This window comes from Bradyrhizobium sp. CCBAU 21365 (assembly GCF_015291305.1).
In the GTDB taxonomy this organism is placed as follows: domain Bacteria; phylum Pseudomonadota; class Alphaproteobacteria; order Rhizobiales; family Xanthobacteraceae; genus Bradyrhizobium; species Bradyrhizobium elkanii.
In genome coordinates this window covers 7,622,813-7,637,295 of the sequence record NZ_CP030036.1, presented here as the reverse complement: position 1 = coordinate 7,637,295, position 14,483 = coordinate 7,622,813, and the positions used below count along the sequence as shown (strand labels likewise).

12 protein-coding genes are annotated in these 14,483 nt (G+C 66.4%); 4 read left to right on the top strand and 8 right to left on the bottom strand.

Annotation, left to right across the window (positions count from 1 at the left end; translation table 11 throughout):
* Positions 1 to 115: 115 nt before the first annotated feature.
* The gene (locus XI02_RS35835) at positions 116 to 2,461 is read left to right on the top strand and encodes a Tex family protein (protein WP_194483264.1); all 2,346 of its coding nucleotides are present in this window, start codon (positions 116 to 118) and stop codon (positions 2,459 to 2,461) included.
* Positions 2,462 to 2,623: 162 nt separating this feature from the next.
* Here the strand turns inward: XI02_RS35835 and XI02_RS35830 are convergent, their stop codons facing one another.
* Positions 2,624 to 4,087 carry a catalase gene (locus tag XI02_RS35830; protein ID WP_172647022.1) on the bottom strand — a complete coding sequence of 488 codons (1,464 nt, stop codon included), beginning with the start codon at positions 4,085 to 4,087 and terminating at the stop codon, positions 2,624 to 2,626.
* A 433-nt stretch (positions 4,088 to 4,520) separates the two neighbouring features.
* Between XI02_RS35830 and XI02_RS35825 the strand changes: the two genes are divergently transcribed.
* From XI02_RS35825 to XI02_RS35815, 3 genes are all read left to right on the top strand, one after another.
* On the top strand, positions 4,521 to 5,036 hold the full coding sequence (locus XI02_RS35825; protein ID WP_194483263.1) for a hypothetical protein: 516 nt from the start codon (positions 4,521 to 4,523) through the stop codon (positions 5,034 to 5,036).
* Between the two features lie 150 nt (positions 5,037 to 5,186).
* A complete protein-coding gene (locus XI02_RS35820) occupies positions 5,187 to 5,879 on the top strand; it encodes a response regulator transcription factor (protein ID WP_028338477.1) in 693 nt (230 codons plus the stop codon).
* A gap of 268 nt (positions 5,880 to 6,147) precedes the next feature.
* Positions 6,148 to 7,239 (top strand): sensor histidine kinase, encoded by a 1,092-nt coding sequence (locus XI02_RS35815; protein ID WP_370143889.1) that lies wholly within the window; start codon positions 6,148 to 6,150, stop codon positions 7,237 to 7,239.
* A 208-nt stretch (positions 7,240 to 7,447) separates the two neighbouring features.
* Here the strand turns inward: XI02_RS35815 and XI02_RS35810 are convergent, their stop codons facing one another.
* From XI02_RS35810 to XI02_RS35780, 7 genes are read right to left on the bottom strand one after another with little or no spacing between them, the layout of a single operon-like run.
* Positions 7,448 to 8,074 (bottom strand): FMN-dependent NADH-azoreductase, encoded by a 627-nt coding sequence (locus XI02_RS35810; protein ID WP_172647024.1) that lies wholly within the window; start codon positions 8,072 to 8,074, stop codon positions 7,448 to 7,450.
* A 9-nt stretch (positions 8,075 to 8,083) separates the two neighbouring features.
* On the bottom strand, positions 8,084 to 9,655 hold the full coding sequence (locus XI02_RS35805) for an isochorismatase family protein (RefSeq protein ID WP_172647025.1): 1,572 nt from the start codon (positions 9,653 to 9,655) through the stop codon (positions 8,084 to 8,086).
* A gap of 12 nt (positions 9,656 to 9,667) precedes the next feature.
* Positions 9,668 to 10,516, bottom strand: coding sequence for an MBL fold metallo-hydrolase (locus tag XI02_RS35800; protein ID WP_026193286.1), 849 nt, complete (start codon positions 10,514 to 10,516; stop codon positions 9,668 to 9,670).
* Between the two features lie 51 nt (positions 10,517 to 10,567).
* The gene (locus tag XI02_RS35795; protein WP_172647026.1) at positions 10,568 to 11,458 is read right to left on the bottom strand and encodes an amidohydrolase; all 891 of its coding nucleotides are present in this window, start codon (positions 11,456 to 11,458) and stop codon (positions 10,568 to 10,570) included.
* On the bottom strand, positions 11,455 to 12,573 hold the full coding sequence (locus tag XI02_RS35790; RefSeq protein ID WP_018273436.1) for a VWA domain-containing protein: 1,119 nt from the start codon (positions 12,571 to 12,573) through the stop codon (positions 11,455 to 11,457). Before XI02_RS35790 ends, XI02_RS35795 begins: the two co-directional genes overlap by 4 nt.
* The gene (locus XI02_RS35785; RefSeq protein ID WP_172647027.1) at positions 12,570 to 13,451 is read right to left on the bottom strand and encodes a MoxR family ATPase; all 882 of its coding nucleotides are present in this window, start codon (positions 13,449 to 13,451) and stop codon (positions 12,570 to 12,572) included. The genes XI02_RS35790 and XI02_RS35785 overlap by 4 nt, the downstream gene beginning before the upstream one ends.
* Before the next feature lie 9 nt (positions 13,452 to 13,460).
* Entirely contained in the window at positions 13,461 to 14,483 is a 1,023-nt protein-coding gene (locus tag XI02_RS35780; RefSeq protein ID WP_018273435.1) for a xanthine dehydrogenase family protein molybdopterin-binding subunit, read from the bottom strand.

Sequence of the window (14,483 nt, the reverse complement as noted above, 5' to 3'; positions counted from 1 at the left end):
ATTGCGAGTCGCGCCCAATTTGATCCACAGCGCGCCTTGATGAATCAATCCGGGATGGTTCATAAGCGGCGTCCGCGCCATCGGTGATCCGGCGGCGCAATGGAATTTTAGAGAGATGAGCGTGGCAAAGATTCATCATCAGATTGCGCAGGAGCTGGGGGTTCGCGACGAACAGGTCGAGGCGGCGGTGACGCTGCTCGATGGCGGCGCCACGGTGCCGTTCATCGCGCGATACCGCAAGGAGCTCACCGGCGCGCTTGATGACGCCCAGCTGCGCACGCTGGAAGAACGGCTGACGTATTTGCGCGAGCTCGAGGAGCGCCGCACCGCGGTGCTCAATTCGATCCGCGAGCAGGGCAAGCTCGACGCCGCGCTCGAGGCCCAGATCATGGCCGCCGACAGCAAGGGCCGGCTCGAGGACATCTATCTGCCGTACAAGCCGAAGCGTCGCACCAAGGCCGAGATCGCAAAGGAGGCCGGCCTCGAGCCGCTCGCCGATCAGCTTCTGACGCAGCCCGAAAACGATCCGAACGAGGCCGCGACGCCCTTCGTCAATGCCGAGAAGCAGGTCGCCGACGTCGCCGCGGCGCTTGACGGCGCGCGCGCGATCCTGGTCGAGCGCTTCGCCGAGGATGCCGACCTGATCGGCGCGCTGCGCGAGGAGATGTGGTCGAACGGCATCATGGCCTCGACCGTCCGCACCGGCAAGAAGACCGAAGGCGAGAAGTTCAAGGACTATTTCGATTTCTCCGAGCCGCTGCCGAAGCTGCCGTCGCATCGCATCCTGGCGCTGTTCCGCGGCGAGAAGGAAGAGATCCTGGACCTCGCGATCAAGCCGGAGGCGCAGGAGCCGGTCGTAGGCCAGCCCGGCCTCTACGAGCTCAAGATCATGAACCGCTTTGCGATCTCCAACCAGGGCCGCAAGGGCGACAAGTGGCTGACCGAGACGGTGCGCTGGGCCTGGCGCACCAAGATCCAGATCCATCTCAATATCGATTTGCGGCTGCGGCTGTGGACCGCGGCCGAGACCGAGGCGGTGCGCGTGTTCGCCTCGAATCTGCGCGACCTCTTGCTCGCGGCGCCGGCCGGCGCGCGCGCCACCATGGGGCTCGATCCCGGCTATCGCACCGGCGTCAAGGTCGCGGTGATCGACGCGACCGGCAAGGTGGTGGCGCACACGGCGATCTTCCCGCACGAGCCGCAGCGGCGCTGGGATGAGGCGCTCGCCATTCTCGGCAAGCTCGCGATCGAGCATGGCGTCGAGTTGATCGCGATCGGCAACGGCACCGCCTCGCGCGAGACCGACAAGCTCGCCGCCGAGCTCGTGAAGCGGCTGCCCGAGCGCAAGATGACCAAGATCGTGGTCTCCGAAGCCGGCGCATCGGTCTACTCGGCCTCGGCCTTCGCCTCGAACGAACTGCCCGACCTCGACGTCACCATTCGCGGCGCGGTCTCGATCGCCCGGCGCCTGCAGGATCCCTTGGCCGAGCTGGTCAAGATCGATCCGAAGGCGATCGGCGTCGGCCAGTACCAGCACGATCTCGGCGAGTCCAAGCTCGCCCGCTCGCTCGATGCCGTGGTGGAGGACTGCGTGAACGCGGTCGGCGTTGATGCCAATACCGCCTCGGTGCCGCTGCTCGCGCGAGTGTCGGGCATCGGCCAGGGACTGGCGCAAAGCATCGTGCAGCACCGCGATGCCAACGGCCCGTTCAAGTCGCGCAAGGCGCTGAAGGAGGTGCCGCGGCTCGGGCCGAAAGCGTTCGAGCAGTGCGCCGGCTTCCTGCGCATCAGCAATGGCGAGGACCCGCTCGATTCATCCGGCGTGCATCCGGAAGCCTATCCGGTGGTGCGCCGAATCCTCGAGGCGACCAAGAGCGACATCAAGGCGCTGATCGGCAATGCCGACGTGGTGCGCGGTCTCAAGCCGCAGTCCTTCGTCGACGATACGTTCGGATTGCCGACCGTCACCGACATTCTGCGCGAGCTGGAAAAACCCGGCCGCGACCCGCGTCCGGCGTTCAAGGCGGCGGTGTTCAAGGAAGGCGTCGAGGAGGTCAAGGACCTCAAGAAGGGCATGATCCTCGAGGGCACCGTGACCAACGTCGCTGCCTTCGGTGCCTTTGTCGATATCGGCGTGCATCAGGATGGACTGGTGCACATCTCGGCGATGTCGCGGAATTTCATCAAGGACCCGCGCGAGGTGGTGAAGCCGGGCGACATCGTCAAGGTCAAGGTGCTGGACGTCGAGGTCGCGCGCAAGCGCATCGCGCTGACGCTGCGGCTTGACGACGAGATCGGGCCGAAGAAGGACAATGCCGCGCCGTCGCGCGATTTCTCGCGCGGCTCCGGCAAGATGACGTCGTCGGCTCCGCGCCGGCCGCAGGAGCAGTCCGGCGGCGGCGCGCTCGCCGAGGCGCTGCGCCGCGCGGCCGAGAAGAGCGGGCGCGGCAAGCCGACCTGAGTCGCGGAGGAGGGCGGCAAGCCGAGTTCGCCGCCCTGTTTCAGATCGGCCGGGTGACGCGTCTGGCCGAGTTGTCTAAGCTGTCCCCGTCATCCCCGCGCAATGGCTGCGCCATTGCGCGGGGTTGACGGGACGCAGTGCTTCATTCGTCAATGCATTGCGTTACAATTTGTCCGCCGCAAACCTCGGCAGCGCATCCGCGACGCCCTTGCCGTAGGCCGGGTCGGCCTTGCTGCAATTCGCAACATGCCGTTCCTGGATGTGCTTCGACGCCTGGCCGACCTGACGGGCGGTGTTGTCGAACAGGGCCTGCTTTTGGGTGGCGTTCATCTTGCGGAACAGGTCGCCCGGCTGCTGCCAGTGGTCGTCATCCAGGCGATGATCCCAATGCGCGGCCGCGCCTGACAATTCGAGTGGCGGCTCGTTCAGCTGCGGCTGGTCGGTCCACTCGCCATGGCTGTTCGGCCAGTATGTCAGCGTGGCGCCCAGATTGCCGTCGGTGCGCATCGCGCCGTCGCGGTGATAGCTGTGGAACGGGCATTTCGGCGCGTTGACCGGGATCTGGTGGTGGTTGACGCCGAGCCGGTAGCGCTGGGCGTCGCCATAGGAGAACAAGCGCGCTTGCAGCATCTTGTCCGGCGAATAGCCGATGCCGGGCACGACATTCGCCGGCGTGAACGCCGCCTGCTCGACCTCGGCGAAGAAGTTCTCCGGATTGCGGTTGAGCTCGAAATAGCCGACCTCGATCAGCGGATAATCCGCCTTCGGCCACACCTTGGTCAGATCGAACGGATTGAACGGGAATGCCTTGGCCTGTGCATCCGTCATCACCTGGATGAACAGCGTCCAGCGCGGGAAGTCGCCGCGCTCGATGCTCTGGAACAGGTCGCGCTGGTGGCTCTCGCGGTCCTTGCCGACCAGCCTCTCGGCCTCGGCATCGGTCAGGTTCTGGACGCCCTGCCGGGTGCGGAAATGGAATTTCACCCAGACGCGCTCATTGTCGGCATTGATCATGCTGTAGGTGTGGCTGCCGAAGCCGTGCTGGTGCCGGAAGCTTTTCGGGATGCCGCGCTCGCTCATGACGATGGTGACCTGGTGCAGCGCTTCCGGCAGCAGCGTCCAGAAATCCCAGTTCATGTCGGGGTCGCGCACCCCCGTGCGCGGATGCCGCTTGATGGCGTGGTTGAGGTCGATGAAGCGCAAGGGGTCGCGGAAGAAGAACACCGGGGTGTTGTTGCCGACCACGTCCCAATTGCCTTCATCGGTGTAGAATTTCAGCGCGAAGCCGCGGATGTCGCGCTCGGCGTCCGCCGCGCCGCGCTCGCCGGCGACCGTCGAGAACCGCGCGAACATCGGCGTCTGCTTGCCGATCTCAGAGAAGATGCTGGCCTTGGTGTAACGCGTGACGTCGCGGGTGACGGTGAAGGTGCCGTGCGCGCCGGCGCCCTTGGCATGCATCCGCCGCTCCGGGATCACCTCGCGGTGAAAATGCGCCAGCTTCTCGATCAGCCAGATGTCCTGCAGTAATGCGGGTCCGCGTGGCCCCGCTGTCAGGATGTTCACATTATCGGCAACGGGGGCGCCGGAGGCGTGGGTCAGAAACGGTCTTTTGGTCTCGTCGCTCATCGAAAGCTCCTTGCTGAAGGTCAGTACTTCGCCGTCCCGGTGCCCGCAGGGAGGCCAGGCGAAAGGCGATTGCATCGCGGGTTGGACGACGGCCGGCAGGGAGGGGAGAGTCCGGTGATCGACAAATTGTGAAGTGGGTCTGCGATCCCTCGACGCCGTTGTTGTTCTCCGACAGCTGCAGGATTAAGAACCGCGGCCGATCGATTCAACGAGCGCTATCCGCCGATTCCAGCCAAATGTCCGTCGATCCCGGCCAACGCAATCGTGGCCTCCGGTCCGGGCAACTGCCGCTCGGCATGTCGGCACGCGATTCTAAATCCGGTGTCAGAATCTGGCGCATTTGTCAGTTGAAGTCGGGCATCGGCTTGCGTCTTCTGATCATGCTCGCGTGCGGCGATACGAGTTTGCCGCGGTCCCAATCAGGGAGGGTTTCATGAAGAACAGGCTTCTCACGTGTCTCACGGCAGCGACGCTCGCTGTCAGCGTTGCGCTTGCACCCGCTGCCCTCGCCAGAGGCGGCGGTGGTGGTGGCGGACATGGCGGAGGTGGCTTCGGTGGCGGCCACGGTGGTGCCATGGGTGCCATGGGTGGCGGCATGCATGGTGGCGGCTTTGGCGGCGGCATGCATGGCGGTGGTTTCGGCGGCGGGATGCGTGGTGGCGGCGCGGCGTTCGCCGCCATGGGCGGCGGCGGCGGGCATTTCGCTGGCGGGCACGTTGGTGGTCCCCGCTTCGTCGGTGCACCGGCAATCGGTCCGCGGTTTGCCGGCGCCGGATTCCGCGGTTCGCGCTTCTTCCATCATGGCGGCTTCTTCCGCCATCACCGCTTCCATCGCTTCGCGTTCTTCGGCGCGCCGTATCTCTATGCCGGCTATGACTACGGCTGCTACCGCAGGGTATGGACGGCTTACGGTCTGCAATGGGTCAATGTGTGCGGGGACTATTGGTGATCGCCCAACCAACCGCACCGTTGTCGCGGTCGTCGCCAGACGTTCCATCCTGCCCCGGAATGGGATAGTCTGGCGGCGATCGTCGCGGGGCGGCCGCTCGGAGAGTTTGAGAACTCGGAGAGTTCAACACAGCTCGGAGAGTTCAGGAATATGACCGGTGCTCACCGCCGCATTCTCGTCGTCGAGGACGATCCCGAAACCGCGGATCAGCTCGTCGAGGAGCTCACCACCAGCGGTTATGATGTGGATCTGGCAGCCAACGGCCGCGAGGCGCTGAGCCAGGGTGCGGCGCGCGACTATGCCGTGATCACCATCGATCGCATGCTGCCCGATATCGACGGCATCACGGTGATGCGTCAGATGCGCGACGGCGGCATCGCAGTGCCGTTCCTGATCATCAGTGCGCTCGGCGAAATCGACGACCGGGTGCGGGGCTTGCGCGCCGGCGGCGACGACTATCTGGTCAAGCCGTTCTCCTTCGTCGAACTGCTGGCGCGGCTGGAGGCGCTCGGCCGCCGCAGCGAGACCGTTGCCAAGGAGACCATCCTGCGGGTCGGCGATCTCGCGATCGATCTGATTTCGCGCACGGCGAGCCGCCGCGGTCGCAAGATTCCGCTGCTGCCGAAGGAATTCCAGCTGCTCGAATACCTCGCGCGCAACGAAGGCCGCGTGGTGTCGCGCGCCATGTTGCTGCGGCATGTGTGGGACCTGCACTTCGATCCCTCGACCAACATCATCGACGTCTATGTCGGGCGTTTGCGCCGCAAGGTCGACGACCAGCAAGCCTACCCGCTGATCCACACGATCCGCGGCATCGGATACTGCCTCCGTGCTCCTGGCTAAGACCTTCAAGTCGTCGACGTTCCGCCTGGCGTTGATCGCCATCGGGGCCTTCGGCCTGATCGTCTGCGCGATCTTCGCCTATGTCTACTGGTCGACGTTGTCCTATGTGCGCGACAGGTCCGACCGTGCGATCATGACCGAGCAGGCGAGCCTGGCTGACGCCTATGCGCGGTCCGGGCGCGATGGCCTGACTGCGTTGATCGCACAACGCGTCGCGGACAAGGGCTTTGCCGATCATGTGTATTTGCTGGTCGGCCCCGGATCGACCGTGCTGGCGGGAAATCTCAGGCAGTGGCCGGCGGGCGCTGCCGAGAAGGGATGGGCCGAATTTCGTGCCGCCCTGCCGCAGCTCTCCTCGGGAACCTCCCTGCTGCGCGGCGTGACGGAGACGCTGTCAAACGGCGATCGGCTGCTGGTCGGCCGCGACATCAGCGATCTCGACGGCTTCATGGCGCAGATCAGGGCCGCCGGCATTGCCGTCGTCGTGCTGATCATCGGGCTTGCGGCTGCTGCCAGCATCGGCGTCACGCGGCGAACGGTCGGCCGGATCGAGTCGATCAATGCGACCAGTCGCGCCATCATGCTCTCCGGTCTCGACCAGCGCATCCCGCTCCGCGGCAGCCATGACGAATGGGATCGCGTCGCCGAGAATCTCAATCTGATGCTGGACCGGATCCAGACCCTGATGGGGGACGTCAAGCAGGTCAGCGAAAATATCGCCCACGACCTGCGCACGCCACTGACCCGGATGCGCGGCCGGCTCGAGAAAGCCTATCACGCCCCGCGGAGCGGGGAGGGCGATGCCGCGCTGATCGGCGACACCATCGCCGATCTCGACGCGGTGCTCGGGATGTTCGCGTCGATCACGCGGATTTCCGAGATCGAGACGCGAGCCCGCAAGGGTGCGTTCCGCACCGTCAATCTCGTCGAGATTGCGGGCGAGGTGGTCGAACTCTACGACGCCGCCGCCGAACAGGTGACCACGCGCCTCGATCTTGCCGGCGATCAGGCGGTGCTGGTCACCGGAGACCGCGACCTGCTGTTCGACGCCATCGCCAATCTCGTCGACAACGCCATCAAGCACGGCCGCCCGGGCGGACGGGTGACGGTGACTTGCGACAACGACGAGCGAGGCGCGGTGATTTCGATCGCCGATGACGGCCCGGGCATTCCCGCGGACCAGCACGACCGCGTCTTCAAGCGGTTCTACCGGCTCGAGCAGAGCCGCTACACGCCCGGCAACGGCCTCGGCCTCAGCCTGGTTGCGGCCGTCGCGAGCCTGCACGGCGCGCGGATCGAGTTGCGCGACAACGCGCCGGGATTGTTGTGCAGGCTGGTCTTTCCCGCGGCGGAAACGTAGGGTGGGGTAGCGCTGTCGCGAGAATGCGGATGTACGTCCGCCGGCCGGGCAACAAACTTGATGTCGTCCCGGGCAAGCGAAGCGCGACCCGGGACCCATAACCACCAATGCGAATTGCCTTGCGGCGCTGAGCCACAGCTCACTCCGACGATACAACCCTGTGGCTATGGGTCCCTGCCTTCGCAGGGACGACATCATTATTTGCGGCTCAAAACCTCACTGCCATCTCCGCAAGCCGACGGTGCGCCGCCTCGCGGGCGGCGCGGATCGGCTCGGTGGGCCCGGTGGTCGGGCCGATCGGCACGAAGCGCACGTCGCTGATGCCGATGAAGCGCAGCGCTTCGCGCAGATAGGGTGTTGCCATGTCGATGCGGCCGCGGTTCATGCCGGTGACGAAGTCGCTGCCGCTTGCGAGGATCACGATCGTCGGGCGGTCCTTGAGCAGCGGCAGATAGCCCTGCGTCGGGTCGAAGCGGAAGGCCAGCCCGGCCTGGATGATGACGTCGAGCCACTGCTTGAGCTTGTAGGGAATGCCGAAGTTCCACATCGGCGTTGAGATCAGCACACGATCGGCCAGCGACAGCCGCAGCGCGAGGCGCTCGGCGATTGCGAAGGCGTCGTGCTGCGAATTGGTGAAGCTCTTGCCGCCGATCCGGGCGTATTTGGCCTCGAGCAGATAACCCTCGAATTCCGGCAGCGGCTCGCGCCAGAGGTTCATCCCGTCGATCTCCCAGTCCGGCCGCGCCTGACGGAAGCGATCGAGAAAGACACGCGCGCCGGCCGCCGATTCCGAATCGGCGCGCGGTGAGCAGTTAAGATGCAGCAGCTTCGACACCGCGCCTCCCTAGCCGAGCGCCTTGATCACGGTGTCGGCGTTGGTCACGACGGAGACGTTCTGGAGTGCGAAGTTGATCGCGGCGTTGTGCCAGTCGGCATTCATGGTCGAGCAGCAATCCTCCGGCACGATCATGAAATAGCCCTTGTCGGCGCCGGTGCGCGCTGTGTGCTCCACCGACATGTTGGTCCAGGCTCCGGTGTTGATGATCATGTCGCGGCCGATCGCCTTCAGGATGGTCTCAAGCCGCGTGCCTTCCCAGGCGCTCATCCGCATCTTCTCGACCACGAAGTCGCCCGGGCGCGGCTCGAGTCCCGAAACCGGTGCCGCGCCCCAGCTGCCGCGCACCATCGCCTTCCTGTCGACCAGCCCCTCGAACAGCGGCGCGTTCAAGGTGACGCCGGGCGCGCCCGGTTCGACGACGAACCAGACATGGATGATGGCGACGCCGCACGCTCGCGCAGCCTCCGCCACACGACGGACATTGTCGACGACATGCTGCTGGCGGGCGTGCGCGGGCGCACCGGACTCGGCGAACGCGCCGCCGTCCATGATGACGTCGTTCTGCATGTCCTGGATGATCATCGCGCAGCGTTGCGGATCGAGCTGCATCTCGCCGGCGGTCAGGTTCGGCGCAGGCGGAGACGATGTGGCACTCGCGCCGCCGCGCTTGCCGCTCATATAGGGCTCATGGCGCGGACCGACCTTGGTCGGGATCGCATAGACCGAATGGGTGGCGGTCAGATAGAGCGTGCGGAAGTCGGCGCCGCCCCAGGCGAGGTTGGCGACGAGCTCCGGCAGGCGGACCTTGCCGAGCAGGTCGCCGCCGGGTGAATAGACCCAGACGCCGCCGGGCGCGGTGACCCAGACATTGCCGCGCTGGTCGCACTTCATGCCGTCGGGCAGGCCGGGCTCGAGCTCGGAGCGGATGCCGGAGGCGAACACGCGCGGATTGGCAAGCGAGCCGTCGGCGCTGACGTCGAAGGCGCGGATCAGCGCCTGCACGGTGTCGTTGACATAGAGGATGTGCTCGTCGGGCGAGAAGCACAACCCGTTCGGCTGCTCGAACAAATAGCGGTCGACCAGCAGTTTCGGCGCGCCACCGCCGGGCGGCACGCGATAGACGCCCTGGAAGCCGAGCTGGCGCGGCCGCTCGACGCCATAGACCGGCATCCGGCCGTACCATGGATCGGAGAAATAGATCGCGCCGGAGGAATGCACGCAGACGTCGTTCGGACTGTTGAGCTCCTGGTTCTCGTAATGCGAGGCCAGCACCTCGCGCCGCCCGTCGGGCCGCTCGCGGATCAGCGACGACGTTGCGTGCTCGCAGACGATCAGATTGAGGTCCGCGTCATAGGTCATGCCGTTGCATTTGTTCGACGGCCGCTTGACCTCGACGACGCCGCGCCGCGCATCCCAGCGCCGCCGTACGTCGCCGGGCATGTCGGAGAACAGCAGGAAGTGATCGAGCGGATGCCAGATCGGTCCCTCCGTGAAATCAAAGCCGGTCCCGACCTGGCCGACCGGCGCGTAGGGATCGATCAGGCCTTCGAACTCGCTGCGCAGCGTGACATGCGTCATCGCCTCGATCCTCTACGCCGGGAACCAGTTGCGCTGCGGTAGGCTCTGCACGACAGGCCCGGGTACCTGGTCGTGCAGCCGGCCGACCACCATGCCGCCCTCGATCTTGGCCGGGCGATCATGCACCGGCAGCAGATAGCGTGAGCTCGAGAGCAGCTTCTTGATCGCGGCCTTCTCGGCGCGTTTGCTGGTGCCGTGATTGCCGGTGGTGCGCGGCTCGGCGTCGTGGATTTCATTGAAGGGATTCACGATCTGGTCGTTGAAATCATAGATCACGTCGCCGCAGATCGTGGCGATTCCGTCGGCGGTGTGAACATGGATGTTCATCGAGCCTTCGGTATGGGCGTTGGCGGCATCGCAATAGACGCCCGGCATCAGCTCCACCGGGCCAGTGATCTCGAGGTCGAGAAAGCGCAGGGCGCTCTTGGTGTGCAGGCGGTCGATCAGGTGCTTGATGTCCGGCGCCGGATACTGCGGGTGCATCAGGCCGGAGACAGAGTATTCCAGCTCCTTGCGGTTCAGCACGACGGTGGTGTTCATCGGGAACAGGTCGTCCTTGCCGGCATGGTCGATGTGCAGATGGGTGTGGCAGACGAAGCGGACGTCGCCCATCCGCACGCCGTGGCGGGCGAGCTGGTTCTCGATCATGTTCTCGTGGAACTGTAGCCCGCGCATGCCGAGCGTCTCCATGATCTGGTTGGAGCGATAGCCGGTGTCGACCAGCACGGGGTAGGGGCCGCCGAGGATCAGGAAGCCGAGCGTCAGCACGCGGCGGGTGCGGCCGCAATTGTGCCCGAGCACGAGGAAGCTCGATTCCAGCTCGATATCGCCGTAGTCCAGAATCTTGATCTCCAACGGCATCTGTCTCCCTCCCAATTCGTGTTCGTTGTTATGTTCGAGCCCGCGCTGCGCCTACGGCCCCAGCCGATAGACCCGCGCCGCCGTCGTGCCGAAGATCGCATCGCGCTGTGCGGGGCTGAGCCGCTCGGCTGCCGACTTGAAAGCGGCGACGAGATCGCGATAGCTGGTCCACAGCTTCTCGATCGGAAAGTTCGAGCCGAACAGGCAGCGCTCGGCACCGAAGATCGCGACGGTATCGGTCATCACGCCGGCTATATGCGCGGCATCGTTGCGATGGATGAAGGTGCCGAGCCCGGACAGCTTCGACACCACATTCGGACATCGCGCGAGCCGCGTCATCCCGCTGCGCCAGGCGGCGCGGCCCTGCGGTGACAGATCCTCCAGCATGCCGGCATGCTGCAGGATGAACGTCACGTCAGGGCAGGCCTCCGCAAGGCCGGCCGCATCGGCCATCTGCGGCGCGAACACCTGCAGGTCAAAACTCCAGCCGTAGTCGGCGAGATGGCCGACATTGCGCCGGATCACGGGATCGGTGCAGAGATCGGCACGGGCGGCGAAGCGGTACAACGGGTTTTCGTGCCAGTGCAGCTGCATGCGCACGCCGCGCACCAGCGGATAGCGCTTCAACCGATCGAACTGCGGCCGGACGTCGGCGACCGAGAAATCGGCATAGGCGACGAGAGCGTGCGGCCAGCCGTGCGCGTCCGCGGTCTGCTGCACCCAGGCCGCCTCGTCCTCGAACTGGCCGTTCGGCCAGTTGGTCTGGACATAGACCGAGCGGGTGACGCCGGTGCCCTTGAGGTCGTCGAGATATTCCTCGATTGGATAGTCGCGCCGGATCGGCTCGTAGGGGCCGAAGATGCGCGGCTGCATCGGGCCGGACAGCCAGGCGAGGTCGGCCTGACGCCAGATGTGATGATGTCCGTCGACAATACCAGTCACGCAGCTCTCCTTGTTCCAAGCGACAGCAGATGCGCGACAACAGCCGCGCTGGATCCGCCGTCCACGAGATCGTCGACGAAGCGCTGGATCGCGATCAGCGCCTCGGTTTGCGGCGTGAAGCCGGGCGAGGTTGCGAGCGGCGTCAGCCAGCTGACGCGCCAGGCCCGCCGCGACAGCTTGGCGACCGCATCGCGCAGTGCCGCCGGGTCGCCGCGCTCGAGGCCATCGGAGACGATCACGACCGCGGCGCCGCGGGCATACCCGCCGAACCGCGGCACCGCGAGGAAGGCCTGCAACGCGTCGCCGATCCTTGTGCCGCCATCCCAGTCGCTGACCAGGAAGGAGGCCGCGTTCAGCGCCTGCTCGCGCCGCTTCAGCCGCAGCGCCGGCGTGACGCGGGTCAGCCTTGTGCCGAAGGTGAAGACCTCGACATTGCCGGCCGCCTGCACCAGCACATGCGCGAGCTTCATGTTCTCCTCGGTGCGCGCCTTCATCGAGCCGGAGACGTCGATCAGGAACAGGATCTTGCGCGGACGCTGGCGGCGGCGCATCCGCCCGAGCCGCAGCACCTCGCCGTCATTGCGCACGCTGTCGCGTAGCGTGCGGCGCAGATCGGCGAACGGGCCACTCCGTGCGCGACGGCGCCGGTGGCCGCGCCGTCGCGGCAGCCGCCGTGCCGCCTCGCGCGACAGTTTTCGCAGCGGATCGCTGGTCGCCGCCTGTGCAAAGCGGCGCTCGACCAATGCCTCGGCGCGCGCCGCGGCGAGGCCGGACTCATTGGCCTCGTCGGCGAGCGGCGGCTCGTCCTCGCCGCGGCCTTCCTCCTGCAGGCGGACGGTCTCCTCGTCCTCGCCTTCGGCCTGTTCGATCGCCTCGGCGCCGCGAAAATGGATGTCGAACAGCCGGTCATACGTCGCACGGCGTTCCGGCGGTGGCGCCAGCGTCGCTAGCCCGGCCAGGCGGACGTGCTCGAGGCTGCGCGGCCCGAGCAACTCGATCGCCGCGAGGAAGCTCGTCGTCTGCTCCGGCGCGACCGCGAAGCCGTTGGCGCGCAGCAGAGCGACGAACGAGACAAATATCCGCGCGGCGCGCGGCAGCTGCAGGTCGTCGCTCACGCGGCCGCCTCCGCGATGATCGCATCGAGCCGGGGTGAGATGAAATGCAGGTCCTCCTCATCCTTCAGCGCGACGCCGATCGAACGCTTGAACGCGTCCGGCCAGCGCGCGCCGCCCTTGTTGAGCAAGGTCGCGGCCTCCGCCCAGTCGACCGCCTCGGCGATCCCGGGCGCCTTGCTCAGCGGCTCGCGGCGCAGCCGGCCGACCGCGGCGACCACCGCGCGGGCGGTGGCCTCGGCGACGCTGGACGCCCGCATCATCACGATCCGCGCCTCGCGCTCGGCATTCGGATAATCGATCCAGTGATAGACGCAGCGCCGCCGCAGCGCCTCGTGCAGATCGCGCGTCCGGTTCGAGGTCAGCACCACGACGGGATGTTCGGCAGCGCGCACCGTGCCGCGCTCGGGGATAGAGATCTGGAAGTCGGAGAGGAATTCGAGCAGGAAGGCCTCGAACTCCTGATCGGCGCGGTCGATTTCGTCGATCAGCAGCACGGTCGCGTCGGGCGCGCGCAGCGCGGCCAGCATCGGCCGTTCGATCAGGAAGGCATCGCCATAGATGTCGATGCTCTCTTCGCCGGCCTGCCGGATCGCCAGCATCTGGCGCGGGTAGTTCCATTCGTAGAGCGCAGCGGCTGCGTCGATGCCCTCATAGCATTGCAAGCGGATCAGCCTGCGGCCGAGCACGGCGGCGATCGCTTTCGCGGCCTCGGTCTTGCCGACACCCGGCGCGCCCTCGAGCAGCAGCGGCTTGCCGAGCGCCAGCGAGAGATAAGATGCCGTCGCGATGCCGTCGTCGGCGAGGTAATAGGCCGCGCGCAGCGCCCTCTCGAGCGCTTCGGGGCTGTCGATGCCGACGATGTTGCTGCGGATCGGCATGGCGAGACCTCAGCGCCGCGGCTGCGGCCGCGCGCCGCCCTGCGCCTTGATCGCGCGCAGCACCTTCTCCGGCGTGATCGGCAGATCGTCGATCCGTACCCCGACCGCGTTGAAGATCGCGTTGGCGATCGCAGGCAGCACCGGATTGGCGCACATCTCGCCCGGTCCCTTGGCGCCGAACGGACCGTCGGGCGCCGGGCGTTCCAGCACCGCGATGTCGTGCGGGCAGATGTCGCCCGGACCCGGCATCAGATATTCGACGAAGTCGCGCGGACCGTGCACCGGCTCCGGATAATAGGGCTCCGGCGTCTCGTAGAGCGCGTGGCTGACGCCCATCCAGGCGCCGCCGACCAGCTGCTGCTCGACCAGCCGCGGATTGAGCGCGCGGCCGAGCTCATAGGCGGAGTCCATCCGGACCATGTCGACCTCGCCGGTCTCGTCGTCGACCTCGACCTCGGCGACGAGGCAGGCATGCGCGTAGCATGTCGCCGGCGACATCTCGCCGGTCTCGGGATCGACGTCGGACAGCGGCACCAGGAAGATGCCGCGGCCGGAGATCGTCTTGCCCTGCTTGAACTGCGCGGCGATCGCGACGTCCTTGGTCGAGATCGAGCGATGCGGCGCGCCCTTGACGTGGATGTTGCCGCGGCCGTCGGTCTCGAGGTCGGCGGCATTCACCTCCAGCTCCTCGGCGGCCGCCTCCATCATCACCCCGCGCGCCTCGCGCGCCGCCGCCATCACGGCGTTGCCGACGCGATGTGTGCCGCGCGAGGCGAACGAGCCCATGCAGTGCGGGCCGGTGTCGGAATCCGCGGTGTCGACATAGACGTCCTCGACCGGCACGCCGAGCGTCTCGGCGCAGATCTGCCGCGTCACCGACTTCATGCCCTGGCCGAGATCAATCGACGACAGCGCCACGGTGAACTTGCCGCTGGGGTTGGAATGCACCAGCGCCTGGCTCGGATCGCCGCCAAGATTCATGCCGATGGGATAATTGACCGACGCGATGCCGCGCCCACGATGCCGGGTCAT

Coding starts and splice junctions, on each gene's coding strand:
- XI02_RS35825 (WP_194483263.1), top strand. CDS start 4,521: ATGAAGAACAGGCTTCTCACGTGTCTCACGGCAGCGACGCTCGCTGTC.
- XI02_RS35800 (WP_026193286.1), bottom strand. CDS start 10,516: ATGCCGTTGGAGATCAAGATTCTGGACTACGGCGATATCGAGCTGGAA.
- XI02_RS35830 (WP_172647022.1), bottom strand. CDS start 4,087: ATGAGCGACGAGACCAAAAGACCGTTTCTGACCCACGCCTCCGGCGCC.
- XI02_RS35780 (WP_018273435.1), bottom strand. CDS start 14,483: ATGACCCGGCATCGTGGGCGCGGCATCGCGTCGGTCAATTATCCCATC.
- XI02_RS35835 (WP_194483264.1), top strand. CDS start 116: ATGAGCGTGGCAAAGATTCATCATCAGATTGCGCAGGAGCTGGGGGTT.
- XI02_RS35785 (WP_172647027.1), bottom strand. CDS start 13,451: ATGCCGATCCGCAGCAACATCGTCGGCATCGACAGCCCCGAAGCGCTC.
- XI02_RS35805 (WP_172647025.1), bottom strand. CDS start 9,655: ATGACGCATGTCACGCTGCGCAGCGAGTTCGAAGGCCTGATCGATCCC.
- XI02_RS35820 (WP_028338477.1), top strand. CDS start 5,187: ATGACCGGTGCTCACCGCCGCATTCTCGTCGTCGAGGACGATCCCGAA.